General features: G+C 43.4%; 29 protein-coding genes and 1 tRNA gene. 19 read left to right on the plus strand and 11 right to left on the minus strand.

Annotated elements, in window-relative coordinates; genetic code table 11:
- Positions 1-2: 2 nt before the first annotated feature.
- Together ruvA and ruvC are read right to left on the minus strand one after the other, a co-directional pair.
- Positions 3-617, minus strand: a complete 615-nt coding sequence (gene ruvA / locus ACJVC5_RS04725; RefSeq protein WP_408098223.1) for a Holliday junction branch migration protein RuvA — start codon at positions 615-617, stop codon at positions 3-5.
- Positions 614-1,183, minus strand: coding sequence for a crossover junction endodeoxyribonuclease RuvC (gene ruvC, locus ACJVC5_RS04730; RefSeq protein ID WP_408098224.1), 570 nt, complete (start codon positions 1,181-1,183; stop codon positions 614-616). The genes ruvA and ruvC overlap by 4 nt, the downstream gene beginning before the upstream one ends.
- Positions 1,184-1,493: 310 nt before the next feature.
- Between ruvC and ACJVC5_RS04735 the strand changes: the two genes are divergently transcribed.
- From ACJVC5_RS04735 to ACJVC5_RS04750, 4 genes are all read left to right on the plus strand, one after another.
- Positions 1,494-2,360: a bifunctional 5,10-methylenetetrahydrofolate dehydrogenase/5,10-methenyltetrahydrofolate cyclohydrolase gene (locus ACJVC5_RS04735; protein WP_408098225.1), complete on the plus strand. Its 867-nt coding sequence runs from the start codon at positions 1,494-1,496 to the stop codon at positions 2,358-2,360.
- 3 nt (positions 2,361-2,363) lie between these two features.
- Entirely contained in the window at positions 2,364-3,437 is a 1,074-nt protein-coding gene (gene gcvT, locus ACJVC5_RS04740; RefSeq protein ID WP_408098226.1) for a glycine cleavage system aminomethyltransferase GcvT, read from the plus strand.
- Positions 3,437-3,826 carry a glycine cleavage system protein GcvH gene (gene gcvH, locus ACJVC5_RS04745; protein WP_408098227.1) on the plus strand — a complete coding sequence of 130 codons (390 nt, stop codon included), beginning with the start codon at positions 3,437-3,439 and terminating at the stop codon, positions 3,824-3,826. The genes gcvT and gcvH overlap by 1 nt, the downstream gene beginning before the upstream one ends.
- A 216-nt stretch (positions 3,827-4,042) precedes the next feature.
- Positions 4,043-4,321 (plus strand): hypothetical protein, encoded by a 279-nt coding sequence (locus ACJVC5_RS04750; RefSeq protein ID WP_408098228.1) that lies wholly within the window; start codon positions 4,043-4,045, stop codon positions 4,319-4,321.
- On the opposite strand, the gene ACJVC5_RS04755 is transcribed toward ACJVC5_RS04750, so the two are convergent.
- The 3 genes from ACJVC5_RS04755 to ACJVC5_RS04765 all read right to left on the minus strand — a co-directional run bounded on the left by ACJVC5_RS04755 (position 4,318) and on the right by ACJVC5_RS04765 (position 8,312).
- Positions 4,318-5,244 (minus strand): TonB family protein, encoded by a 927-nt coding sequence (locus ACJVC5_RS04755; protein ID WP_408098229.1) that lies wholly within the window; start codon positions 5,242-5,244, stop codon positions 4,318-4,320. The two genes, ACJVC5_RS04750 and ACJVC5_RS04755, sit on opposite strands and share 4 nt — an antisense overlap.
- 48 nt (positions 5,245-5,292) lie before the next feature.
- Entirely contained in the window at positions 5,293-8,025 is a 2,733-nt protein-coding gene (locus tag ACJVC5_RS04760) for a penicillin-binding protein 1A (protein WP_408098230.1), read from the minus strand.
- Between the two features lie 62 nt (positions 8,026-8,087).
- The gene (locus tag ACJVC5_RS04765; RefSeq protein ID WP_321395496.1) at positions 8,088-8,312 is read right to left on the minus strand and encodes an exodeoxyribonuclease VII small subunit; all 225 of its coding nucleotides are present in this window, start codon (positions 8,310-8,312) and stop codon (positions 8,088-8,090) included.
- Positions 8,313-8,502: 190 nt separating this feature from the next.
- Here ACJVC5_RS04765 and ACJVC5_RS04770 point away from each other — a divergent pair, with 190 nt between their 5' ends.
- The 12 genes from ACJVC5_RS04770 (at position 8,503) to fliW (ending at position 17,560) form a co-directional block, all read left to right on the plus strand.
- Positions 8,503-9,345: a flagellar hook-basal body protein gene (locus ACJVC5_RS04770; RefSeq protein ID WP_408098231.1), complete on the plus strand. Its 843-nt coding sequence runs from the start codon at positions 8,503-8,505 to the stop codon at positions 9,343-9,345.
- Between the two features lie 13 nt (positions 9,346-9,358).
- Complete coding sequence (gene flgG, locus ACJVC5_RS04775) at positions 9,359-10,144, plus strand: flagellar basal-body rod protein FlgG (protein ID WP_408098232.1); 786 nt, start codon at positions 9,359-9,361, stop codon at positions 10,142-10,144.
- Between the two features lie 2 nt (positions 10,145-10,146).
- Complete coding sequence (locus ACJVC5_RS04780) at positions 10,147-11,022, plus strand: flagella basal body P-ring formation protein FlgA (protein WP_408098233.1); 876 nt, start codon at positions 10,147-10,149, stop codon at positions 11,020-11,022.
- On the plus strand, positions 11,019-11,780 hold the full coding sequence (locus ACJVC5_RS04785) for a flagellar basal body L-ring protein FlgH (protein ID WP_408098234.1): 762 nt from the start codon (positions 11,019-11,021) through the stop codon (positions 11,778-11,780). The genes ACJVC5_RS04780 and ACJVC5_RS04785 overlap by 4 nt, the downstream gene beginning before the upstream one ends.
- Positions 11,780-12,781 (plus strand): flagellar basal body P-ring protein FlgI, encoded by a 1,002-nt coding sequence (gene flgI / locus ACJVC5_RS04790; RefSeq protein ID WP_408098235.1) that lies wholly within the window; start codon positions 11,780-11,782, stop codon positions 12,779-12,781. Before ACJVC5_RS04785 ends, flgI begins: the two co-directional genes overlap by 1 nt.
- Positions 12,782-12,900: 119 nt before the next feature.
- Entirely contained in the window at positions 12,901-13,242 is a 342-nt protein-coding gene (locus ACJVC5_RS04795) for a rod-binding protein (RefSeq protein WP_408098236.1), read from the plus strand.
- Positions 13,235-13,561 (plus strand): flagellar biosynthesis anti-sigma factor FlgM, encoded by a 327-nt coding sequence (gene flgM, locus ACJVC5_RS04800; RefSeq protein ID WP_408098237.1) that lies wholly within the window; start codon positions 13,235-13,237, stop codon positions 13,559-13,561. Before ACJVC5_RS04795 ends, flgM begins: the two co-directional genes overlap by 8 nt.
- A gap of 11 nt (positions 13,562-13,572) precedes the next feature.
- Entirely contained in the window at positions 13,573-14,076 is a 504-nt protein-coding gene (locus ACJVC5_RS04805; RefSeq protein ID WP_408098238.1) for a flagellar protein FlgN, read from the plus strand.
- A 12-nt stretch (positions 14,077-14,088) separates the two neighbouring features.
- A complete protein-coding gene (gene flgK, locus ACJVC5_RS04810; protein ID WP_408098239.1) occupies positions 14,089-15,555 on the plus strand; it encodes a flagellar hook-associated protein FlgK in 1,467 nt (488 codons plus the stop codon).
- Between the two features lie 7 nt (positions 15,556-15,562).
- On the plus strand, positions 15,563-16,561 hold the full coding sequence (flgL, locus tag ACJVC5_RS04815; protein WP_408098240.1) for a flagellar hook-associated protein FlgL: 999 nt from the start codon (positions 15,563-15,565) through the stop codon (positions 16,559-16,561).
- Positions 16,562-16,690: 129 nt separating this feature from the next.
- On the plus strand, positions 16,691-16,921 hold the full coding sequence (gene csrA, locus ACJVC5_RS04820; protein WP_321395519.1) for a carbon storage regulator CsrA: 231 nt from the start codon (positions 16,691-16,693) through the stop codon (positions 16,919-16,921).
- Positions 16,922-17,008: 87 nt separating this feature from the next.
- Positions 17,009-17,560, plus strand: coding sequence for a flagellar assembly protein FliW (gene fliW / locus ACJVC5_RS04825; protein ID WP_408098241.1), 552 nt, complete (start codon positions 17,009-17,011; stop codon positions 17,558-17,560).
- 62 nt (positions 17,561-17,622) lie between these two features.
- On the opposite strand, the gene ACJVC5_RS04830 is transcribed toward fliW, so the two are convergent.
- The 5 genes from ACJVC5_RS04830 to ACJVC5_RS04850 are packed head-to-tail and all read right to left on the minus strand — an operon-like array spanning position 17,623 to position 21,373.
- A complete protein-coding gene (locus ACJVC5_RS04830) occupies positions 17,623-18,345 on the minus strand; it encodes a tetratricopeptide repeat protein (protein ID WP_408099223.1) in 723 nt (240 codons plus the stop codon).
- Positions 18,346-18,369: 24 nt separating this feature from the next.
- On the minus strand, positions 18,370-19,113 hold the full coding sequence (locus tag ACJVC5_RS04835) for an outer membrane protein assembly factor BamD (protein ID WP_408098242.1): 744 nt from the start codon (positions 19,111-19,113) through the stop codon (positions 18,370-18,372).
- The gene (locus ACJVC5_RS04840; RefSeq protein WP_408098243.1) at positions 19,110-20,138 is read right to left on the minus strand and encodes an AI-2E family transporter; all 1,029 of its coding nucleotides are present in this window, start codon (positions 20,136-20,138) and stop codon (positions 19,110-19,112) included. Before ACJVC5_RS04840 ends, ACJVC5_RS04835 begins: the two co-directional genes overlap by 4 nt.
- A complete protein-coding gene (locus ACJVC5_RS04845; RefSeq protein WP_408098244.1) occupies positions 20,139-20,747 on the minus strand; it encodes a cyclic nucleotide-binding domain-containing protein in 609 nt (202 codons plus the stop codon).
- On the minus strand, positions 20,744-21,373 hold the full coding sequence (locus tag ACJVC5_RS04850; protein ID WP_408098245.1) for a hypothetical protein: 630 nt from the start codon (positions 21,371-21,373) through the stop codon (positions 20,744-20,746). Before ACJVC5_RS04850 ends, ACJVC5_RS04845 begins: the two co-directional genes overlap by 4 nt.
- Before the next feature lie 90 nt (positions 21,374-21,463).
- Here ACJVC5_RS04850 and ACJVC5_RS04855 point away from each other — a divergent pair, with 90 nt between their 5' ends.
- Both ACJVC5_RS04855 and ACJVC5_RS04860 read left to right on the plus strand, forming a co-directional pair.
- Positions 21,464-22,144, plus strand: a complete 681-nt coding sequence (locus ACJVC5_RS04855; RefSeq protein ID WP_408098246.1) for a hypothetical protein — start codon at positions 21,464-21,466, stop codon at positions 22,142-22,144.
- Entirely contained in the window at positions 22,145-23,173 is a 1,029-nt protein-coding gene (locus ACJVC5_RS04860; protein ID WP_408098247.1) for an arginine N-succinyltransferase, read from the plus strand.
- Here the strand turns inward: ACJVC5_RS04860 and ACJVC5_RS04865 are convergent.
- A complete protein-coding gene (locus ACJVC5_RS04865) occupies positions 23,170-23,676 on the minus strand; it encodes a hypothetical protein (protein WP_408098248.1) in 507 nt (168 codons plus the stop codon). The genes ACJVC5_RS04860 and ACJVC5_RS04865 overlap by 4 nt on opposite strands.
- 137 nt (positions 23,677-23,813) lie before the next feature.
- On the opposite strand from ACJVC5_RS04865, the gene ACJVC5_RS04870 reads away from it, so the two are divergent.
- Positions 23,814-23,890, plus strand: a tRNA-Asn gene (locus ACJVC5_RS04870).
- Positions 23,891-23,941: the final 51 nt, after the last annotated feature.

Below are 23,941 nucleotides of genomic sequence, written 5' to 3' on the forward strand. Positions count from 1 at the left end.
AATTACCTAAGTTCCTTTAAAATCATTTTCACCAGGTCTTCCGGTTTCTTCACGCTGCCTTCTTGCAGGTGACGCTGAATCATCGGAAGAACGTCCTGATCTTTAAAACCCAACCCCTGGCAAGCAGCGAGAGTTTCTTTCACCAAGTGAGCGTCCACTTGATTTTCTTTCTTCGCTTTCACTCCTGGCTTCACTGGATTTTCTTTGACCGCAAAACCAATTTCAAGTTTTGCGATCTTATCTTTTAGTGAAAGAACGATTTGTTCCGCACTTTTTTTACCAACTCCTGGAGCTGATTTAAGGATATCAACATTCTCAAGCGAAATGGATGAAATAATTTGTTGAACACCTAAGTGAGAAATTAAAGAATAGGCCGATTTTGGTCCGATTCCATTCACATCTAACAGCATTTCAAAAAACTTCTTATCTTCAGCGGTCTCAAATCCGTACAGATCCTGAGATTGTTCGCGAATGATGTGAGAGATAAAAAGGGCCGTATCACGATTGGGAACCATCGGCGTTGATGTATGAATTTCATATCCCACACCCGAGGCAGTTAGAAGAACTGATTTCTGAGAATCAGAGTAAACAACGGTGCCTGAAATATATCCAATCATACGGCCGGTTCCTTAATTTTATGAGAGAGAGCGTTTGCGAGTCCGTTCCCCATTTTTTTTGTTTTCTTTGATTTTTCAGGAGCAATCACCATGGTAGTGCCGCGATTTAATAAATGGCAAAGAGCAATCGCGACAGCGTCACTTTCATCGTGAGTTTTAAAATTCGTAATACCTAAAATTTGCGCGAGAACTTTTTGAATGCCTTCTTTGTCGGCGTGACCGTGGCCCGCGACAGTAGATTTCACCAGGTTTGGTGAGTATTCATAAATTTTTTGATGATGAGTTTGTGAAAGGGCCGCGAGCATGGTGCCACGAGACTGAGCAAGCTTAATAAGTGCGGTTGGACTTTTCACGAAGATAAGAGACTCGAGTGCAATTTCATCTGGTTCATATTTTTCCATCAGACCCATGGTCTGATCATAAATATCTTTTACCCGATGCAGAAATTCATCGCCCTTAGCGAACTTCAGAATGCCGGAAGCAATATAGTTAATCTTGCGACCCTCTTTTTGCAAAAGAGCATAGCCGGCCGTTACAGATCCTGGGTCAATGGCGAGTACAATCAAAACACGTTCCTAGAATAGATATACGGAAATTGTACACATGAACGGCAGTCGCGTCTAGTTGGCAGATCTGCCTTTAAGATAATTACCAACGTAGAAGACAAAAGAGCCAATAACTAGCTGAGCTAACTCTAACCTTCCGTAATCACCATTTTGAATCCCGGAGATAAAACACAAACCCACAGCGACAAGGCCAAAAATCTGCATTCCCAATCCGACATAAAACATTGCTTTCATAAATCTAGAGATACTGCACCGACGCTAAATAAGAAAGGACTTTTTGTGGCGGAACCTCTATAGTCTTTAGATATTTATGACTGCAAGAATTCTTGCCGCCGCGCCAGTGGTGGAGCAAATAAAAAAAGACCTTATCCACAGATGTGAGACCTTAAAACAGCAAGGTCATACACCCTCTATGTGTGTAGTTTTGGTTGGAAGTAATCCGGCCAGCATGAGTTACATCCGTAACAAGAAAAAAATGTGTGAAGAAATTGGTGCTCAATTTCGTCTCGAGCATTTGGATGAAACTATTTCTGCCGAAGAATTTCTTACGAAAATGGAAACGCTAAACAATGATCCGAGTATCAACGGGATTATCATTCAGCTTCCAGTCAGTGATGAACTTAAGTCACTAAAACTTCCAAACTTAGTGAAACCTTCAAAAGACATTGATGGTTTTCACGGAATGAATACTCAGAATTTATACCTGGGTTCAACTGACCTCTCTCTTCTACTTCCATGTACCCCGAAAGGAATCGTGAATCTTTTAAAGTTCTATCAGGTGGAACTTAAAGGAAAAAATATTGTGGTTGTGGGTCGAAGCCTGATTGTGGGTAAACCACTTTCTATGCTTCTTTCTAATTTCGACGCCACTGTGACCATGGCCCATTCTCAGACAAAAAATCTTAGAGAACTCACTCGTCAGGCAGACATTGTGATTTCGGCGATTGGGAAGGCCCATTTCTTCGATCGCTCTTACTTTACTCCTGAGAAACACACCATCGTCGTTGACGTGGGAATGAACTCTCTTGGTGGCAAACTCACTGGAGACGTTGATCAACATGACGTGATGGATGTGGTTCGTGCCATTACTCCGGTTCCAGGTGGTGTGGGTCCTATGACTGTAGTGAGCCTTATTCAAAATTTAATTTCTGCTACTGAAAATCAGTTGAAAGGATAATTTATGACAACTTTAAAGACATATCTTTACGACGAACACGTAAAGCTCGGAGGAAAAATCGTTCCTTTCGCAGGTTGGGACATGCCGGTTCAGTACACTTCAGTAAAAGATGAAGTACTTGCCGTGAGAAATAATGTTGGTGTTTTCGACGTAAGTCACATGGGCGAGTTTTTTGTTGAAGGCGAAGATGCTGAAACTTTTGTCGATGGACTTGTAACAAACGACATCCAAAATGCTCCGATGGGGAAAGCGATTTACTCTCCACTTTGCCGCGAAAACGGCACTGTGATTGATGACCTTATCGTTTATAAACTTGCTCCAGGTCGTGTTCTCGTTTGTGTGAACGCTGGTAACATTGATAAAGACTTTGCTTGGTTTAAATCTAAGCACACAGGTTTTAAATGTAATCTAACTAACCGCTCGAATGATTACTCACTTCTGGCGATTCAAGGTCCAAAGGCATTTGAAGTTTTAAAACCACTTTTGAACGATCTACCGGAAATCGAGTATTACTCGGTTCATGAAACAGCTTTTGGAAATAATCCTGTGATCGTGGCACGTACTGGTTATACCGGCGAAGATGGTTTCGAAGTTTTCGGAACTCATGAAGGAACAAAAGCACTTTGGCAAAAACTAATGAGCCTAGGTGTGACTCCGTGTGGTCTAGCGGCCCGTGACGTTCTTCGCTTAGAAGTTGGCTACCCACTTTATGGCCATGAGCTTAATGATGAAGTGAATCCTTATGATGCAGGTCTTGGTTGGACAGTAAAAGGTTCAAAAACAAAATTTATTGGCAAAGAGGCCCTCGCGCCTAAGAAAGCCGATTATAAACTGGTTAAACTTATCCTTGAGAAAGGTATTCCTCGTGAAGGTTATCCAGTTTTAAACTCAAAAAATGAACCTATTGGAGTTGTTACCAGCGGTACCATGTCAGTGGTTCTAAATAAAGGTATCGCTTTTGCTCGCATTCAAATTGATAAAGCACCAAGCGATGAAGTATTCATGGTAGACATCAGGCAGAAGCCTTTTCCAGCTCAATTAACGAAAAAACCGTTTGTAACCGGAGGACATAAATAATGGCTACGAATATCCCTGCAAATTTGAAATACACAAAAGAACACGAGTGGGCACTTGTTGAAGGTGACACAGTTACTGTTGGTATTACAGACTTCGCTCAGTCAGCTCTTGGTGACATCGTTTTCCTTGAAGTTCCAGCAGTTGGAACAGACCTTAAAATCGGTTCTACTTTTGGTGTAGTTGAATCAATCAAATCAGTGAGTGATCTTTACGCTCCAATCTCTGGAGAAGTAGTAAGTAAAAACACTGATCTCGAAGGTTCACCAGAAAAAATCAACGAAGACGCGTACGGATCGTGGCTAATTAAAGTCAAGGTTAAAGACTCTTCTGAATTGAACAATTTGTTAACGGCAGAGCAATATCAAGAGTTTTGTAACAGTTCTCATTAATTTTTTTTCAAATCCAGGTGTCACTTTTTCGAGAGAAATCGTGACACCCTAAAGCAAAATTTCAAAATTTTGTTTGGCCTTCCTCAAATCTAATCACAAAAGAAATTTTCATTCTAAAATTTTTCCTCGAGTGGTAAATCATTCTTTACGAACCAGAAGGGTTTATAGATACTCTGCCTTCTGTAAAACACATTCTGTTGGTAAGGATATTTTTTAATGGAATCGATTCAGCTCTTAAATACGGCCATTATTAAAAGCAAAGAGAAAAAAGTTAATCAATCATTCGAAGAAAGACTTAACCAAGTTTGTAATTCTCCGGTGATCGAAGTCCTTAACAAGTGCATCACTCAGTACGCTGAAACTCAGAAAATTTCTCGCGATCAGGCCGCTCTACAAGTAGTAGAGGCCATCCGTGAATTAGATTCAATTTGGTCTGATTACGTTGTTATGGAAGGTATTGATCGTCTTAAAAACTTACTGAGAAATACTCACTAGCCCTTAACAACAAATCCCCACTCAATAACTGCTTTACCATTTACTAACAAGTCTTGCGGCGGATTCGGGAACGGGCCCGCTTGATTGAATGATTCAATTGCCGCATCATCCAGCTCTTTTACTCCAGAGGCACCCAAGATTTTCACACCGACAATTTCACCTTTTGCGTCCAAGGTAATTTGAAGTGATGTGATGTAGTCCTCTGATGCCAGAGTTCTTCCTGAGCGGAAGATGTTATTGGCCTTTTCAGCAATGCTTTTTCCCCAGAACTGCTCAAGCTTCTGGCGAATACGGTGAAAGAATCCATAGAACTTATATTCAGTGGTATTAAGATGAGTAAAGTCACCTAGACCAACTTCCTGCACATAATCATTGGTAGCAGAAAAACCTACAGAAGAAGCGTCTCCAGTTTTCATCCCTGCTTTTGATTCACTAGCGGGAGCACGGGCCACATCTTGAAGTGGATCCGCCATTCCCATCCCTAGATCTGAAAGTTTCATTTCTTTGCGAGGTTTCGTCGAAGCTTCTTTCTTGGCCTCTGTACCTTTCTCGGCAGAACGAGTGACGTTGGAGTCCCCTAGCCCGGTGTTCTTAAAAATGTCCACACGTTTAGCAATGGTCTGGCGATCAAAGGTCCTGTCTTTATCACTTAGGAATGCAGAGTCTTTTGGCCTTTCATTGTTAGCAGAATCTTCTGATTGAACGATTTGTTTTTTCTGAACAAGCTTAGAGGCCTTTGGAACTGCCGATGCAGTAGCGGCCGTCTCTGGAAGAAAAGTTAGTTTAATAACTTCCGGTTGGGGTCTAAAAGTAACCTTGGCAAAATCATCTCTAAATTTAATCAACATAAACGCCATGTGAAGGAGTAATACTCCACCGAAGAGATAGAAAAATGTGCGTTGTTGTTTAGAGAGGGAATGCATCTAGGACCTCCGTAGAAGTCCTATCGGCATAAACAATTTAAAATCTTATTACTGGTTTTCCCAAAATCCTTCGTCATCAATACTCGATGGCTTACCACCTGTAGATTGCGAACTTGGGTCGAATACTTGAGTATCAGAGTTAGGATCAAAGCCAGTCACAAAAGACTCTAAGAAGCCTTCGGTAGCTCCTGGAGGAAGCAATTTTCCGGTCTGTTTGTTCACTAACATATTGGTGATTCCATCTGGAACCGGGAAATCTGGCGAACCATACTTAGGAATCGCAGACGACATATAATCAATCCAGATAGGAAGAGCGGCCCGAGTTCCAGTCTCTCCGTATCCAAGGGGACGGTTATCATCAAAACCGGCCCAGGCACCCACTGCCAACGTTTCCGAAAAACCTACAAATAAAGCATCCACATAGTTGTTGGTTGTACCTGTTTTACCACCAATATTATGACCAAGAGCTTTACCTGCAGAGGCGGCAGTACCATAGATGGCCACACCACGAAGAAGGTTCGTCATCACATAGGCCAGACGTGGATCGTATACCTGAACAGAAGAAAGATTCTGTTGAAATGGGTTCCCTTGAGGGGCCATAGGTGTTTCGCCTTCAGCAACTTCAGGAGTTGGAAGTGGCTCTAGTTTAGGTTTCTCTACCTCTGGTGGCCAGGCCGCATCCGCTGGAGGAATCGGATATGATTTTCCAGTGCGGTCTTTAATTGAAGTAATGTGACGAAGACGAACGGCCTTACCGCCATTCGGGAATACGGCATAACCTTTTGTTAGCTCAGCAAGGCTAATTCCGAATGATCCAAGGGACAAACTCATGTCCTTTGGAATCTGCGCTTGAATGTGGAAACGATTCACGAACTCATGAATCTTATTCACACCCAGGTCCTGAACAAGACGAACAGTTGGAATGTTACGGCTCACTTCCAGGGCACTTCTGAAAGTCATTGGACCTTTGAATTCACCATCGTAGTTACGAGGCTTCCAACTTAGAGAATCATCCACACCACCTAGGGCCTGAGGTGAATCCATCAGGATACTTGAAGGTGTGTAACCGTTCTCTAATCCCGCAGCATAAATGAAAGGCTTAAAGGCCGATCCAGGCTGACGAGAAGATTGAATCACGCGGTTAAATTGAGATTTTTTAAAGTCCACACCACCCACTAGAGTGACGATTTCACCAGTGTGAGTATTAAGAGCAATGAGTGCTCCTTCTACTTCCGGATCCTGATCAAGTGAGGCACGGATAAATTTTTGTTTTGTTAACAGAGCTCGTAGAGACGAGTCCTTATACTTTTTAAAGAAGTCAGCATGAATCAATTGGTCAAAAGGAACTGACTTATCGACGATATTGACGAGAACAACTGCACCACGTTTTAAGATCTTCGAAGGCGTTTTCTGAGGCTGGAACCAGTGGGGCTCTTCACCGAATTTTCTTTCATGGGCCCAGTCAAATCCAGATTCTGGAATGATCACTTTTGTTCCTGCGATTTCAACCAGGATCGTGCGTTTTAAATCATCCACCGCCAGCACTACACCTTGATAGGTCTTATCCAGTTGAAGGAACTTTAGGAATGGATCGTTTTGAGAGTTACCGATCTCAACCAGGTTCTTAAAGCGCTCGTTAAGTTTTTCTTTTTCTTCTTCATAGTAAGAGAAAGTCTTCTCCAAAGAATCGTCATCTTCATGGAACTCAAAAATGTTTTTCCCTTCAGTGGTGTAAGTAAAGAAGCTTGATTGTTCACGAAGAATGCTCTTTCTCTGATCAACCAGGAAGGCCTTGATTTCTTCATCTGAGGCCAATTGTTTAATTGGACCTTTAAAACCCTGGCGCTTATCCAGTTCTTTCACGCGATCACGCACGGCCTTTTCCGCCTTTGCTTGAAGAGACCAATCAAGAGTCGTCACCACTTTAAAACCATTAGTCAGGAACTCTTCAGTTCCCACAGACCTCATGACTTCCTGGCGAATCCAATCAGTAAAGTGGCCGCCCTTCACATCATTAGTGCGACGAATACGCATCTTGATGTCTTCTTTCAGGGCCGCTTGATACTCTTCTTCAGTGATTTTTTTCGTCTCAAACATGCGCTTTAAAACGTAGCTCTGACGGACCTTCGCGTATTGAGGATTTACATACGGCGAGTAGCGTCCCGGTGCCACAAGAAGCCCCGCTACCAGAGCGGCCTCTGCCGGAGTTGCCTGATTTAGGTCCTTATCAAAGTAACCTTTGAAAGCGGCCTTTACACCATAGTAACCGCCACCAAGATAAACTTGATTCAAATATAAGAAGAGAATTTCATCTTTTGAAAATTTCTGTTCAATTTTACGAGCGAGTAAAAGATCTTTTACTTTTCTCGAGATAGTACGCTCTTTAGTAAGCAAGAAAGACTTCGCCACCTGTTGTGTGATGGTCGATCCACCTTGTACCAGACGACCTTCTTTCATGTTCACAATAAATGCACGCAAGATACCGTAGTAATCAATCCCTTCGTGGTTATAGAAATTATCGTCCTCCGCCGCGAGAAAAGCTCCCACCACACGCTTAGGAATTTTATCAAAGGCAACCACTTCACGGGTCTCAGTACCAATATCCAAAAGCACTTCGCCATCTTTTGAATAAATGCGCGAATTCATCGGAGGGTTATAATCTTTCAATGAATTGATCTGTGGAAGATCCATTGAAATATAGAAAAAGAGTCCTACAACTGAGAAGACTCCAAATAGACACATAATCGCAAGGACTGCGAGGGTTTTTACCAAACGTTTCAAGGACATTCCTCTGTGAGATAAGTTCTTACTTATTTTAAGGGAAAATGGATTTAATGAAAGAATTACTCTTTATATTCTAATTCTTTGAGACTATCGCTCAGGATTTTAATTTTCTTCTCGGCATTTTCCAGGGTAGAACGACATTTACGATAAAGTTCGATCCCTTGTTCAAAACGTTTCAAGCTTTGATCCAGGTTCACATCTCCCGACTCTAATTCTCGGACAATCTTTTCAAGTTCTTTTAAAGAGGTCTCAAAGTCCAAAGTGGTGCTGTTTTTGGTTTCCATTCCCGATCCTGTTGTCGTTTTGACACTTACATTGGCCTTCATCTTCTCATGAAGCGAAGAACTTAGACAAGTTTCCGCGATGTTAGAACGTGCGGACTAAATTGCCTATGCTAGGTTTCTGGCACATAGGTTGCTAAAATTTGCCTACGAGGGCATTTTTCGCCCACTCCATCAGGATGAAGGAGTCTGATTGAAAAATATTTGGGTGCCGTTATCAGGGCAAGTGGCCCAACAGCGCAAAGTTGAAACCATTGCTAACAATGTGGCGAACGCTAACACTGTTGGATTTAAGAAGGATCAACTGGTCTTTAAAGAACATCTCACTGCACTCACACAGGGTGTGGAAGATATCGACATTCCTCGCAAAGAATTTTCTCCTGCTGATTTCTATCACACACAAGGTGTTGAGAACGCCATGGTGGCGGTCGATGGAAGCTTCACCATTTTTGAGCAAGGCCAATTAACTCCGACTCATAACCCACTTGACTTGGGTCTTCAAGGTGATGGCTTTTTAGAAGTGCTTACACCGACAGGTGTTCGTTTCACTCGTAAAGGTAACCTTTCTTTAAGCCGTGAGGGTGAACTCGTCACTGACCAGGGCTTTAAAGTTTTAAGCGCTCTTAATGTCTCTAATGAGGCCCTTCGTGAACCGGCCGCTGTTGATGGCCTCCCTAAACCGGAAGATCGTATTTTACGTGTCCCTACCAACGCCAAACTCACCATTAACCAAGATGGTGAGATCCTGACTCGTGATGGAGCGGTTGGAAAACTCTCAGTGGTAGAGTTCCAGGACAAGCACGCTCTTCGTAAAGAAGGCAACTCTCTTTACATCACTCCGGATGAAACAAACATTCTAAGAACCAATATTAAAACCACCGTGAACCAAGGTTTCCTGGAAGGGTCTAACGTGAATGCCATCGAAGAAATGTCGGAGCTGATTAAAGCTCACCGTCACTTCGAGTCCATTCAGAAGGCCATCAATACTTATGACAGTATTTCCGGAAAAGCGGCCAACGACATTGGTAAATTTTAATTAGGAGAAACATATGATTCGCGCACTCCACACATCAGCAACTGGAATGGCCGCTCAGGAATCAAACGTTAACACGATCTCGAACAACATCGCGAACGTGAACACGACCGGATTCAAGAAGGCACGCACGGAATTCGATGATCTTCTATATGAAACTGTTCAAGAAGCAGGTGCCAAGTCTTCAGGTAACACTGAGTACAACGTGGGCCACCAGGTCGGTTCAGGGGCCCGTGTTTCTGCCACTCGTAAAATCCACTCTCAAGGTTCACCTCAAATGACCAATAACCCATACGATCTTATGATCAATGGTGAGGGCTTCATGGGTGTGGTTGCTCCAAACGGCGAACTTAAATACACTCGTGATGGATCGTTCAACGTAGACGCTCAAGGGAATCTCGTGACTCGTGCGGGTCACCGCGTGTTCCCAGGAATTGTGGTTCCACCAAATATCATGCGTATTAACATCGCTGAGAACGGTACAGTAGAGGCCTTCACTCGCGATTCAGTTGAACCCATTAACCTTGGACAAGTTCCAGTTTTTACCTTCGTAAACCCAACTGGTCTTCGCTCTGAAGGTGGTAACCTTCTAGCGGCCACTGCTGGAAGTGGTCAGGCGATCCAGAACGTGGCGGGTGAAAACGGCTCCGGCATTCTTATGCAAGGGGCGATTGAGGCCTCCAATGTAAACGTAATGAATGAAATGACAGATTTGATTAAGGCCCAACGTGCTTATGAGATGAACTCAAAAGTCATGGGGGTCGCGGATCAAATGCTTCAAACCATCAACAACGTTAGATAAGTATGAAATTAGTTTTAATTCTCGCCTCTCTTCTTTTTAGTGGTATCGCTCTCTGCTGTGAGATGGCGCTCCCTCATCATCTGATGATCATCAGTCAGAACGCTGACCTTAGTTCGGCCATTCATCACCAGAACTGTTCAGACAGTATTGTGAATGAAATGACTCAGATCCTTGGTTCAGTAGAAGGGAAAATTACGGCCCCTCAATTAGTGACAATGTTCCGGATTAAAAATCAGGACGTCAGAATTGAGCCATCAATGATTCAGATCCAGCAATTTAAACAGATTGTTCGGGATCAGCTCATTCTTCCACCTGGTGTTCAGATGAAATCTTCTGAGGCGATCAATGCTCAGAACTTTATCAGTCTTGCTCCTGGTGACAGAGTAGAAGTTCAATGTATCGGTTGCCTTTATGGGACCGGACAGCCCCTGAATGTAAACGTGATGGGCTTCGATGGAAATCAGCGCACACTTACCGTTAAGGCCGATTTTAAAAAGATGGTAAAGGCCTATCGCCTGACTTCCTTCATGCCGGCATTTGCGGATGTACCGAAGGACGTTCTGAAAGAAGAATACGTAGAATCTATTCCACATACAGATCTTATTACAGATCTTGGCACACTCAAATTTTACAAACTTAATAAACCAGTCAAGGCCGGAGAGCTTCTAAAGATGTCAGACCTTAATGCCATTAACCTGGTGAAGGCCGGTCTAAAGACAGAAGTGGTGATTGAGAATGATCTGGTGAGAATCAAAACTGATGGCATCAGCCGCAGTAACGGAACACTGGGCGAAATCGTAGAAGTGTTTCATCCTCAAAAAAATAAAAAATACCAAGGTAAAGTTGTAGATATTAACAAAGTATTAGTGGAACTATGAAAATTATTCTTTTACTCATTCTCTCTACTCTCGTTTCGTGTGCGAATTTCGTGAATTCGATTCATCGTCAATTAGACAATGATGAGAAAGTTGTTAAACGTCAGGAAAAGGCCAAGCGTGATCCGTATTACGCTTACCGCGAAAAAGAAAAATGGCGAACAGATGACGATCGTCGTCCGATCAAGAACCCAGTGACCTACAGTCTTAGTGATGGTGGACCATCAGGACGTGTCGCACCTCCAGTAAAACGTGAATACCGTCCGCAACGTTATAAGGCCAATGACTTTGTTGATAATGATGAAGGTGGCAGTCTTTGGGCCAATCAGGGATCAAATGCTTCGCTGTTCACTTATCACAATGATAAGCGCACCGGTGACATGGTCATCATCAATGTCTTAGAAAATTTACGTAATCAAATTTCGGCCGAGTTAAAACGTACGTTTCCAGATAAGCCTAAAAGAAACGCCAAAGACGACGGAAAGAAAACAGATGCGGTTCAAACCGCTGCTGCGGCCCCAGCTAACCCAGCAGAAAATGATATCGACATGAAGGTCTACGATAAGATTTCAGGCACCGTGACTGAGGAACTCAACAAAGACTACATCATCGTTTCCGGTCGCAAAGAAGTCATCTTTAAGAAGGAAAAAAGATCCATTGAAGTCCAAGCTCTTGTCTCAAGAAAAGACATCATGGAAAATGATTACGTGAACTCGGACAAGCTTCATGAGTCACGCGTTTACATACTAAGGGATAACTAATGTTTAAATTCCTTCCCATCTTGCTTTGTGCTCTTTCAGTTCCAGCAATGGCCTCAAGTAGCCGCATCAAAGACCTTGTAACAATCAAAGGTGTGCGTGAGAACGCTCTCATTGGTTATGGTCTCGTGATTGGTCTAAACGGCACCGGTGACGGTGGTGGTGAGATCACCAATACTTCCCTTAAGAAAATGTTTCAGACCCTGGGTCTTAATCCTCAGAAGGAAGTGACCAGTAAAAACGTTGCTGCGGTCATCGTGACTGCAAAACTTCCGGCCTTTGGTCGAGTCGGCCAGCATCTTGATGTGACAGTCTCTTCAATTGGAGATGCTTCGTCTCTTGCAGGTGGAACACTTCTGGTGACTCCGCTTAAAGGTGGTGACGGTCAGATCTATGCCGTTGCAAATGGCGCTCTTTCCATTGGTGGTCTAGAGAAAGGTAAAAAACTTGCGACCACGGCCCGCATTCCTGATGGTGGAACAATCGAAAAAGAACTCGAAGTTGCTTTCAACGATAAGAAGGCCATTCGTATGGCCCTGAATAACCCAGACTTCACGACTGCGGCCCGAGTTGAAAGAACTATTAACCAAGAACTTGGTGGTAAATACGCCACAGCTTCGGATGCCACAACGATTGATGTGATCATTCCGAATTACTACGAAAGAAAAGTGGTCGAACTTATCGCCAATATCGAAAACTTCAAAGTCATCGCAGACGCCCCGGCCAAGATCGTGATCAATGAACGTACAGGCACACTGGTTGCCGGTGGGGACATTGTGCTCAAGCGCTCGGCCATCAGCCATGGTGACCTAGTAGTGGAAGTTAAAGGCGGAGCTGAAGGCTCAGGTAAGGCCGGTTCAATGCAAATGATGGAACAAACCACCACCATTAATGACTTGGTTAAGGCCTTGAATGCACTAGGAACCAAGCCGGAAGACCTGATCTCAATCTTCCAGGCCCTGAAGCAAAATGGCTCTCTTTTGGCCGAAATCGAATTGATCTAATCCCGACAGGGAACTATTTTCCTAGGGGTGTTTTTCACTAACACCCCCCTCTCTAAAAATGCTACACTTTAAAGAGAATCTCATCAGGATGATGGGGTCCGAAAACCAGGATGGTTACTTTGAAGATACATTCTCTTCCAAACGCTGTACCCGCTCAAACTAACAATCCTGTAAAACCGTATCAAGACATCGCTGAAGGCATGGAAACCAGCTTCACTTCGCATATGCTGGCAGAAATGAGAAAGACCGTTCCTAAAGAGAGTCCTGATTCGTCAGCAATGGAGTACTACAATTCTTTGCTGGATTACGAAAGAGCACAAACTATGGCAAAATCAGAGAGTGGTCTTGGAGTGAAGAAAGTCATCCTCGATCAGATTGTGCCACAGCATATGAAACACTATTTGAAGAATGCACAGCCGGCAATTCGTCAAGGAATGACGAAGGAGAATACAAATGAGTAGCATCGACACACGATCAGCCTTTTTTCCTCGTAGCAGAAGTGCTCAAGCCGAGTCTACAAAACAAAGCGGTAAAGTGGACGCTCCTCAACGTAACAGTATGGAACGTGCTACTGAACTTACAGAAAAAACTGCTACTGATGCGAAAGTAAACATCGGCGACGGTGTTAAAGATTTCGCCCGTATCAAGAAGGCCGCGATGAGCGCTCCTGAAGTGGACAACACTGATAAGATCGCCCGTCTTAAAGCACAGATCGCCGCTGGGACATACGAAGTAGATTACGACGGTCTCGCTGACAAAATCCTTACATCTGAGTTTTAAAAGGAACGATGATGGACAATCGTCTGAACGAGAAGAAACTCTACTTTCAGCGCGTACTCGCGGTGTGGGAAGGTTTCTGCCAACTTCACAAAGAGCTCTATGACCTGACTTGCGAAGAGTATCTTACTCTCCTCGAGAGTGATATTGATAAGCTGGAAACCATGCTGCCGCTTAAAGATGAGATCATCTCTAAGATCGGTGAGCTGGAAAAAGATCGTTCAGAGCTTATTGACCAATTAAACCATACAGGTCTTTTCGCAAATAAAATCGTGAAGGCCAGTGACCTACTTGCTTCTTTTGCTGAACTTGATCAGCAAAGCGCCATTCCCGCTCTTAAAAACCTGAACTCTCTTTTGATTGATATCGTTCAGAAGATCCAGGAACAAAACAAGAAGAACCAACAGTTCTTAAACAAGGCCATGATTTCTCTACGTGAGATCAAACAAGGTTTCACTGGAAAGAAAAACTATTCAACCTACGGGGCAGACGGACTTACACGTTCGCTCAATAGATAACAGAGGTCCCACTTGGGTGCAGACTTACTGAATATTGGAAAATCTGGGTTGTTTACGGCGAAGTCGGCCATGTCGACGACGTCGCATAACATTGCCAATGCCAATACTGACGGATACTCCCGTCAGGAAGTAAGAATGGAAACCGGCCCTACTCTGGGTGAGGGCGATTACGTTCTCGGTACTGGCGTAGAAGTACAAAGCATCAAGCGTTCTCACGACGAGCTCGTCGAGAAGAAATTAAACAATTCCATCACTGGCCATAAGTTCAACGAAGAAAGAACTCTTCAATTAGGTCACGTCGAAGAAATCTTCAACGAGATTAACTCTGAAGGGATGAATAAGGTGATGAACCGTTTCTTCAACTCTTTCCGTGAACTCTCTAATCAACCGGAGAACGAAACTGTTCGTAACGTGGTTAAAGAAAACGCCAAGATCGTTGTTGGTGACTTCCACCGCATTCAGAAAAATTTAGATGATGTTCGTGCGAGCATTAACAAGAAAGTGGCGCTTACGGTTGATGAAGTAAACCTTCTCACCAAGAGCATTGCTAAACTCAATAAAGAAATTAACATCCAGGAAGTGGCCGGCGGTATGGCCAATGATCTTCGTGATCAGCGTGACCGTGCTCTTCGTACACTTGCTGAGTTCTTCCCTATCTCTACTTACACCGACAACAAGGGCCAATTCATTGTTGGTATCGAAGGTGTTGGCTCCATCGTTTCCGGTGGTATTTCACAGGAGCTAGCTGTTGGGACCACGGTTCCAGAGGGCCAGACTTCTGCAGACAAGGGCGACATTCAAGTGTTCTTTGCCAACCGTCCGGGTGTACCGATGACGGACAAGATTAAGGGCGGAACTCTTGGTGCTCAATTAAAAACTCGTAACGATGAAATTGTTGGACTAGAAAAACAAGTTGATGAGCTTGCTCACGGACTTGTGCTTGCCACCAACGCCATTCACCGCCGTGGTTTCGCAAACCACCCGGTGCCAGTCGATGCTCAAGGTAACCCAATTCCAAATGCCGCTCAAAAACAAGTTACCGGCATTAACTTCTTTAAAGAGCCGTTAGATTTAAAACGTGCTGCTGAATACATTTCACTTTCTGATGAAGTGGAAGCAGATGTTAATAACATTGCGGCCGCACTTGAGGCCAATAAGCCCGGTGACAACCGAGTTGCTCTTGCGGTCTCTAAGCTTCAGCATGAAAAAGTTCTCGGCGGTGGAACCACGACTTTCGAAGAACAATACTTAAAGTCTGTTGGTAACATCGGTCTTCAGGCCGGCAAATCGAAGATTGATGAAGAGCAGTCTCACGGAATTCTTGCTCAAGCAAAATCTTTTAAAGAACGTCTGGCGGGTGTATCGCTGGATGAAGAGGCGGCGAACATGGTTCGCTACCAAAATGCATACGAAGCTTCTGCAAAAGTAATCAGAGCTTCGGACGAAATGTTCAAAGCTGTTTTAGGACTACTTGGATAGGTAATGTATGAGTAGAGTTTCAGAAAACAGTTCAGTCAGTTCCATCAACTATGCCGTAGGTAAAACGAAGGGCAAGGTGGAAGACCTGCAACTTAAAGGTTCGACTCTGAAACGAGTGTCGAAGCCTTCTGATGATCCCATTGGAAATGTGGATCTACTCGCTATTCGTTCGCAAAATATCGACGCTGATCAATACCTCAGAAACTTAAACTTCGCCCAGACTCAGCTCTCATTCACGGAAAACATTCTAGAAGAGATGACTGATCTTTTAGTGAAGGCGAAAGAACTTTCAGTTGGCCAGGCCTCTTCGATCTACTCGGCGGAAATCCGTCAGGGTGTGGCAAAAGAAATTCACCAGATCCGTCAGCAAGTTCTCTCTCTCGCCAACAAGCGTATGGGGAACAGATATCTTTTCGCCGGTCAGAAAGTTCTGACTCGTCCTTTCGATATGGAAGGAAAATATCACGGCGACAAAAACAAGATTAATATCGAGGTCAATAAGGACGTTTACGTTCCGATCAATATCACGGGCCAGGAGCTTTTCTACTCCAAAATGAAAAAGCCCGCTGAACGCTCTGACGTTGATTTAAAAATTGAAACGCAGGATCTCAATCCAGAAACTGCTGTGATGAGAAAGCCTGCGAGCATTAATCCTGAGCCACAAGAAGTACAGGCGACCATCTTTGATGAACTTCGCTCGCTTGAGAACGCTCTCCTTACCGACAACCCACAAGTGATCCAGGGACTCCTTGAGCGCCTGGATGACAGCATTGAGCGCGTGGTGACCTATCGGACGGAAATTGGGGCCCTGACCAACACAATTAGTAATGCCGAAGGCAATATTGAGAAAACTAAACTATTAAACGAGGCCCATAAAAGTAAGATTGAAGATGCTGATGTTACCGAACTGTTCGCGGACCTTCAAAAAGAGCAAAACGTCCTTAAGGCAACCTATAGAGCGAGCTCAAATTTGATGAATACAAGCCTAATGGACTTCCTGAAGTAAGAAAATCTTACAATTTCTTAACTTTTGATAGAAATTATCTTGCATTTCCCCACCATTCTGTAATAAATCACACGCAACAAAACTTTATTGAGTTAGTCATATTCTTGACACGAAAGACAAGGATCAACCATGCTGGTTCTGACAAGGAAGCTAGGAGAGAGCATTGCAATCGACGATAATATCAAGATTGTTGTGGTGCAAATAAAAGGCAAACAAGTACGCCTTGGGATCAAAGCCCCTAAAGAAACTAAGATTCACCGCGAAGAGGTCTACCAGGCCATCCAAGATCAGAATACAGAGGCAGTTCAAGCCAGCATGTCTGACATCGCGCGCCTAGGTGAAGAGCTCAAGAAGAAATAATTTTCCTCCTTGCTCATTTATTCGTTTGACTGATACCATCATAGTGCTATGGTAAGAATACCTTACCATTTCATTTTGGAGGAATCCGTGAAAGTCAAAACCACTAGATTTGGGGAACTTGAAGTTAATCCAAATGATATCGTTACCTTTGCTGAAGGTCTTCTCGGTTTTGAAAATCTAAAAAAATACTTCGTTGTTGATCCAGGTGATAGCACTCTGATTCTATGGCTTCAGTCTACTGAGGATGAGAAAGTTGCATTTCCAATCATCGAACCTAAGATTTTCAAGCCAGATTATATCGCAAAACTTCTTCCAGCTGATCTGAATGGCCTTGAACTTGAGTCTCTTCAAACGGCCAAGCTTTATTCTATCTTAACGATCCCTGCTAACGTGACAGAAATGTCAGCTAACCTTAAAGCTCCGGTTGTTATCAACTCGACTAAGAAAGTTGGTAAGCAGATCGTTCTTCAAGATTCTAAGCTTTCAGTGAAGCACGAGATGTACAAGGAACTTAAAACTTTCATCGTAAACTTCTCATCAGACGATGCTCGCCGTACTTCTTACGAGCCAAGCATTGCGCTTGAAACTGGTGACCTTAAATCGAATTCAACTTCGATTTCTCGCACTCTAGAAGCTTAATAGCTCACAAAAGATACCAAAACTAAAAAGCCCTCTTTCGAGGGCTTTTTTATTTTCAGCAATTATAAATTTACAGTGGTTTCAGTAGCACTTCTCGAAAGAGAAATGTACATGGTGGCCTCAGGATGACTTGGCTCACGTGAAAGCACGTTTTGCCACTCAGCTTGCGCCTCAATGATGTTGCCGTTTCCGTAATAAAGCAGTCCAAGCGCAATTCTCGCCGGCATGTAACCAGGCTGCTCGTTCTTTAAGCGTTTAAGCTCTTCAAACGCCTTAGAAGTGAACCCTTTCTTAGTATAGGTCTTGGCAACTTTGATTCTGATTTCAAGATTGTCCGGATCTAAAGTGATCGCCTTATTGTATTCAAACAGGGCCTCGTCCACGCGGCCATATGAAGCGTACATTTCTGCCAGCTCATAGTGCTTAAGCGAGAACTTTTTATTTAGATGAGGATCTGAAAGACCCTGCTGCTGAGTATTTTTAACCTGATTATTGGCCTTCTCGAAGATCGCCTTCGCTTCTTCGTATTTGCCGATATCGTTATAAATAACTGAAAGCGAGATCGCAGCGTCGGTATGGTGAGGATCAAGCTCCAGCACGCGGCTAAAGGCCTTAATCGCCTTCCCTAGCTCCCCTCTCACGTGGAACACGTTAGCGAGGTAGAAAAACGCTTCTGTAGCGTTTGGGTTCTGTTCAATGATTTCGTTTAGAAAGAGACTCGCAGTTTTAAGATCATTTTTTTGGAAGGCATCTTTGGCTTTTTTCAATAGATCGCTAAGTTTCACATTTTCCAAAGCTGTCTCCAGGTCTTAAAGGTGTTTCTGACATTCGTCTTTAACAGATTTTATTTCTTTCTGGTCCCGTTTATCAACCGATGAGTAAAACTTTTCCACGTATTCTAAACATGGCTGCCACTCTTTAAGCTTCGAAGTAGCTAGAATTGTTCTCACCATAGCGTGATTTCTGGTTTTTTCGTCCTGGTGATTTTCCAGAATATCTAAATACCAATAACGAGCGGCCGAAAACTCTTTGGTCTTAAAATAAAAGTCAGCGATGTACTGATCTTTTTCACGAAGCATGGTCTTGGCCTTCACAATTTTCTGCTCGGCCTCCACACGATAACTAGAGTCCCCGTATTTCTGAATTACTTCATCGTAATATTTCAAAGACTCAATCGCCGGCTCTAAATCGCGGTCAATCGTATCTGGAATTTGTTTATAGTAAGATTCAGCGATCTTAAACACCACGTATGGAATTTTCTCATGGCGAGGATGGAAATCGCGGAACAAAAGATAGGCCGCTGCTGATTCAATGTAGTTTTCTTGCAGAAACAGAATGTCCGCTTGCAAAAGTTCAGCTGGAGTCGCGTAGAACGAGTAAGGGTGCTGAGTTTTAATTAAATTCAATTTCTCGGTCGCGAGGATGTAGCGTTCAGCTCCCATAAGCTCCTCAGCTTCCTTATAAAGAATTTCTGCTTCAGTTTTGCCCTTAGGTTTATCCGAAGCGCAAGAGGCCAATAAAACAATTAGAACGATAAAAACAATATTTCTCATAGCTGGACCGATAAATCCTTGTAGATTTCCTTAAAGAGTAACTTAAAAAACGCAATAAAGGGAATAATCACGATCATTCCCACGATTCCCCCAAGCTGAGAACCAATAATAATGCTCACCACCACCACAATTGGATGCAAATTAACAATTTTCGACACCAAAAGTGGAAACACCAGAATCATATCAATGAGATTGGCCAAAGTGAAAATGATGACCATGCTTAACATCGACACATTTGGGTCTTTCGAAAGAAGAGCGATAAAAAAGGCCGGAATAAAACCAATCACAGGGCCGATGTACGGAAGAATATTTGTCACTCCCGCCACAAAACCTAAAATAAACGGATAAGGGAATCCCACGATCAATAGACCCAAAGTCACCAAAGTTCCCAGAATGGTGGCCTCGATAAACTTCGCGATGATGTATTCACCAAACTTGGTATTAAATTGAGAAAAAAGCACATAACTTTTTTCGAAGATAGGATTGGGAATGGCCTCTAAGAGTCTCTGACTGAATCCACGACTCTCCATAAAGAAGAACCACAAAAAGAGCGGCACCAGCAACATCCACTCAAACATGGCCGATAAATAATCCGGAATATGATTCAGAAAGTTAGTTCCATGCGATTCAATTTTTGCCATCACAAAGTTCACGGGATCGAGCTTCAGCTTTACACCAAAACGATCAAAGACCTTCACCTTAAGTCCAAAAACCTTGTCCTGCAGAATCTTCTGGGCCTCAGGTAATTGTGCCGAGAGTTTTCCGAAATCGGTGTCCATGTTGTAGAGAGTGGCAAAAAGCGGAAAGAACATAAAGGACACGCCCACCAGCATGATACAAAAATAAATAAAACGCTGTTTTTTACTTCCGGTCGTGAGCTTCACCGTGAAGGGCTTGGTCATAAGGTAGAGAATATAAGCAAAACCAAATGGCAGAGTCAGACGTGGGAACAAAATAGCAAAGATCACCGCACCGGCAAACATCGCTAAAAATAAGTAGAGTTTTATTTTTTGATTTCGTTTCATCTATATACGTTGCTCAAGTTCTTTCACTTTCTTTTTCAGGGTCACGATCTCACGAGTAAGTTGCCCCATACGATTGGCCATAATGAGAGCGGTCTCACGAAGGAACTTGGCACCCAATACCGGATAAAGTTCCAGCATACGCTCGAGATCCGGTTTAAAGATTCCAAGGAGCACGGTGTTTTCCGCCGCCACGACCGTTGCACTTCGACGATTGAACTCTTCTAATAGTCCCATCTCACCAAAGTACTGGCGCTTTTCCAGACGAATCACAAACTCACCCATTTCCTCGCTTTGAGGTCCATAGTTGGCGTGAACATTTACCGCACCAGAAAAAATAAAATAAAAACCATAACCCGAGTCACCTTGCTTGAAGATCACTTCATTGGTCATGAATTCACGGCGATGTAAAAATTTGGTGAAGAGTCTCACTTCATTATCAGAGAATGAATTAAGGACCGAGACCTTTTTAAAAAAGTCGTGATAACTTTCTTTCGCCATAAACGAAAGTGGGCTCGCGTCCCAGAGATATTTGAGGATCGGAATTTCCAGACGGTCCCCAGTTGATTCGCCTCGAGACATCTTTTCCATCACTTCTTTTTCGTAACTCATTTGAGTTCCTCTAAACCTGTATTTTTAATCCATCCCTGGTAGCGAGAAGGATAAAGAATTTTTCTCCATTCGCCTTTATGAGTGGCGAGAACTAAAACACCTGATGGGAGTTCTTCACGAGAAGCAAAAATTGCTGATGGCCCTTCTTGAATTCCTTGCGGAGTTGTGACAACTGCCAAAGGCCAGGAATTGATCCAAAAATCCACACCTACAATGAGAAGAACAAACACTGTGAGAGCGCTAAAAAGGGCCAGTGATTTTTTCTTAAGCACTCCGATCATGCCCGCAATTAAAATAAACAGGGCAAGCGTGCTGAGAATACCTTCAGAAGCAATCATCGCGCCACGAACGGCGTAATCGCTCCAGGCAAGAGGTTTTTCCAAACGAGTGGTATCTAGAGCACTTTCAACTACCTCAAGATTTTGTTCAGATTCTTTTGAAACAAAACCCTCACGCTCTGCTTGTAACAAATGAAAGCGCGCCTTACCGAACTCTTTCATCCCAGCATAGACCGTGCCCATGTTGTAATGCCAGAGTCCAGGGGAGATCTTAGACTTATTGGCCTCTAATGTCTGAAGGGCCTTCGCAAAGTCCTTTTGAACATATAAAGCCTCAACTGTTTTCAACGTGTCTTCGATAGTAGTATCCTCCAAAAAGTCAGGGTATTATCCCTTATCGACGAGAAATAAATCAAGAAATTCAGTTCGAAGGATCGAATGACACTTAAGCCCATAGAGATGGAATTTTCGGAGCGATTAGTACGCCAAAACAAGTTGGATGAATCCCGCTTAGATCTAAGTGAGAAAGCTCCTCTGGTCACAATTGTTCCTCCTAAAGTGATTTGGGCCCAGTTGCAATTTGAACATGACCCTTCGCGGGAAGTTTCTCGAGTGGAAATTCCTGGTTGGAACTATGACTGCTTCAAAGATTTAAAATCGGCGGAATTAAAATATCCGCATATCCACACCAAGCTCAAAGGCACTCCGGCCAATGTGTATGAGTTTCTTCAAAGTGAAGCGGCCCAAGGCATTATTGATTTCTCTCCCCTGGGAGTAGCGGTAGTTTCTAAAGAGGCACTCGATATTGAAGTCACACCAGAACTACATCAACATACAATGCCTTATTGGCTTCATTATGCATTGAGTCCTGAACTTTGGGGCCCACAAGGGAAGTGGACCCGTTTTCACTCTCGACTTCATACCCTTCTCCAAGGTAAAGGTCTCTTACACGGGACAGACTCTCCAGGTTTCTATCCCCTTCCAAAACAAGCTAAGAAGCTTGAATCTTTCGGATTTTTTGGGTCAGACCTCGAAAATTCGTACCTTCTAGTGCTACCATGGTCATTCCCCCTGACAGCATTAGAGAAACTGGAAGCGACAATCCAGCAGGAGTTCTAGATGTTCATTTTGAGATCGGTTCATGCAGATGACCTAAAAGATCTTTATAAACTTAGTACCATCATGACTTTCATCAATCTTCCGGCCGATGAAGAACTCATCAGCTCTAAGATTGAAAGCTCAATGAAGAGTTTTAAAAATCCAAGTTCTGAACTTTTTAAAAACTACTATATCTTCGTGTTGGAAGATTCTGAGACAGGAGAAATCCTGGGCTGCTCAATGATCCATGCTCAACACGGAACTGAACATGAGCCTCACTTCTATTTGAGTGTTGGACAGGAAGCAAAATTCTCTCAAACCATTAACACTGGATTTGTTCACGGCACTCTGAAACTTGGTCTGGATTTCAATGGCCCAACTGAAATTGGTGGTTTGATTTTAAATCCGGATTTCCGCGGCCATAAAGAAAAACTCGGAAAACAACTTTCATTCGTGCGCTTCCTTTACATGGCAACAGCACCTGAACGTTTCAAACCAATGGTTCACTCAGAGCTTATGCCTCCGTTTGATAAAAACGGAAATTCTCCTCTGTGGGAAGCAGTTGGAAGACGCTTCATGAACATGCATTATCATGAGGCCGACGTTCTCTCTCGCAACAACAAAGAATTCATCCTAAGCCTTTTCCCTTCAGAAAATATTTATCAAACACTTCTTCCGATGGATGCCCGTGAATCAATTGGTAAAGTGGGTAAAGAAACTGAACCGGTTAAGAAAATGCTCGAATCAATTGGCTTCAAATACACTTTTGAAGTTGATCCATTCGACGGTGGACCTCACTATCGTTGTCCTCTGAAAGACATTAAACCCATCAAAGAAAAAATGACGGGACTCCTTATTACCAATAAGAGCTTTGATGCTTCAAAGGCAAGAGAAGTTATTCTCTCTCTTGAGCATCCTGAACATGACTTCTTTGCCATTAGAACTCTTCTTCAGGTTCATGGTGATGGACAGCTTTCAATGGATCCACAATTGGTGAAAGGTCTGGGAATTACCCTTCCTCAGAAAGTAACGGCCATTCCATTTAACTAGGCTTGTTTTTTATTGATGAGGACGCCGTTCGTTTCAGCGAAACGAATCTTGTCTTTGCCGTCGACGGTGGGAGTTTTCACGACGTACATTTCTGTGGCCTTATGATAGCCCTTAAAAGCATCTAACTTGTGGACGGCGGTTTCAGTACTGCGAGCAATCTCACGCTGCCACAGCACGACTTCTGAACTTAAAAACGTTGAGTCTTCGGTTTTTGCGTCCTCGGGCCTCTCTTCTTCAACCTGGGGTGCTAGGTCAGCGATAGATTTTTTAGGAAAGTTCAGGACTCGTGCCTCAGTGACCTCACGCTCTTGCGGCCCAGAGGTCGGGGCAGAGACGGTCCTTTTGACCGGCTTCTGAACTGGCTCTTCGTCCCAAACAATAAGCTCCTCACCCGCGGCTTTTTTGAGCGGGGCCTGCTTAACATGCAGAACTTCTGAGAGTTTTAGCATCTCTTCTAGCCCTAAAATCTTCAGGGCACGAAGGACGAAGGAGGATTTAGCCAAGAACAGTCCTTTTTTGACTGTATCGGTCAAATACTCTTAAAACTTGAGCAAAATAATCTAATTGAATTCAATGCCAAAAATACTGGACAATAAACCGTAGGAAGTTTATAAATTACAAACCTTTTCGGTAGATAAGTTGGGATGTGGCGCAGTTGGTTAGCGCAGCAGACTGTTAATCTGTTGGTCGTGAGTTCGAGTCTCACCATCCCAGCCACTTATTTTCGACCACAAAAATCCACAACATTTTTTTGATAAACAGCAGAGT

It is taken from the genome of Peredibacter sp. HCB2-198, assembly GCF_045999315.1.
Lineage (GTDB): Bacteria > Bdellovibrionota > Bacteriovoracia > Bacteriovoracales > Bacteriovoracaceae > Peredibacter.

What these genes read in the sequence shown, in the direction of transcription:
- ACJVC5_RS04750 (WP_408098228.1), top strand. Translation starts at nt 4,043, where the DNA reads ATGGAATCGATTCAGCTCTTAAATACGGCCATTATTAAAAGCAAAGAG.
- ACJVC5_RS04835 (WP_408098242.1), bottom strand. Translation starts at nt 19,113, where the DNA reads ATGAGAAATATTGTTTTTATCGTTCTAATTGTTTTATTGGCCTCTTGC.
- ACJVC5_RS04845 (WP_408098244.1), bottom strand. Translation starts at nt 20,747, where the DNA reads ATGAGTTACGAAAAAGAAGTGATGGAAAAGATGTCTCGAGGCGAATCA.
- ACJVC5_RS04785 (WP_408098234.1), top strand. Translation starts at nt 11,019, where the DNA reads ATGAAAATTATTCTTTTACTCATTCTCTCTACTCTCGTTTCGTGTGCG.
- gcvH (WP_408098227.1), top strand. Translation starts at nt 3,437, where the DNA reads ATGGCTACGAATATCCCTGCAAATTTGAAATACACAAAAGAACACGAG.
- flgM (WP_408098237.1), top strand. Translation starts at nt 13,235, where the DNA reads ATGAGTAGCATCGACACACGATCAGCCTTTTTTCCTCGTAGCAGAAGT.
- gcvT (WP_408098226.1), top strand. Translation starts at nt 2,364, where the DNA reads ATGACAACTTTAAAGACATATCTTTACGACGAACACGTAAAGCTCGGA.
- ACJVC5_RS04735 (WP_408098225.1), top strand. Translation starts at nt 1,494, where the DNA reads ATGACTGCAAGAATTCTTGCCGCCGCGCCAGTGGTGGAGCAAATAAAA.
- ACJVC5_RS04755 (WP_408098229.1), bottom strand. Translation starts at nt 5,244, where the DNA reads ATGCATTCCCTCTCTAAACAACAACGCACATTTTTCTATCTCTTCGGT.
- ruvA (WP_408098223.1), bottom strand. Translation starts at nt 617, where the DNA reads ATGATTGGATATATTTCAGGCACCGTTGTTTACTCTGATTCTCAGAAA.
- flgL (WP_408098240.1), top strand. Translation starts at nt 15,563, where the DNA reads ATGAGTAGAGTTTCAGAAAACAGTTCAGTCAGTTCCATCAACTATGCC.
- ACJVC5_RS04840 (WP_408098243.1), bottom strand. Translation starts at nt 20,138, where the DNA reads ATGAAACGAAATCAAAAAATAAAACTCTACTTATTTTTAGCGATGTTT.
- ACJVC5_RS04805 (WP_408098238.1), top strand. Translation starts at nt 13,573, where the DNA reads ATGGACAATCGTCTGAACGAGAAGAAACTCTACTTTCAGCGCGTACTC.
- csrA (WP_321395519.1), top strand. Translation starts at nt 16,691, where the DNA reads ATGCTGGTTCTGACAAGGAAGCTAGGAGAGAGCATTGCAATCGACGAT.
- flgG (WP_408098232.1), top strand. Translation starts at nt 9,359, where the DNA reads ATGATTCGCGCACTCCACACATCAGCAACTGGAATGGCCGCTCAGGAA.
- ACJVC5_RS04780 (WP_408098233.1), top strand. Translation starts at nt 10,147, where the DNA reads ATGAAATTAGTTTTAATTCTCGCCTCTCTTCTTTTTAGTGGTATCGCT.
- ACJVC5_RS04765 (WP_321395496.1), bottom strand. Translation starts at nt 8,312, where the DNA reads ATGGAAACCAAAAACAGCACCACTTTGGACTTTGAGACCTCTTTAAAA.
- ACJVC5_RS04855 (WP_408098246.1), top strand. Translation starts at nt 21,464, where the DNA reads ATGACACTTAAGCCCATAGAGATGGAATTTTCGGAGCGATTAGTACGC.
- flgI (WP_408098235.1), top strand. Translation starts at nt 11,780, where the DNA reads ATGTTTAAATTCCTTCCCATCTTGCTTTGTGCTCTTTCAGTTCCAGCA.
- ACJVC5_RS04860 (WP_408098247.1), top strand. Translation starts at nt 22,145, where the DNA reads ATGTTCATTTTGAGATCGGTTCATGCAGATGACCTAAAAGATCTTTAT.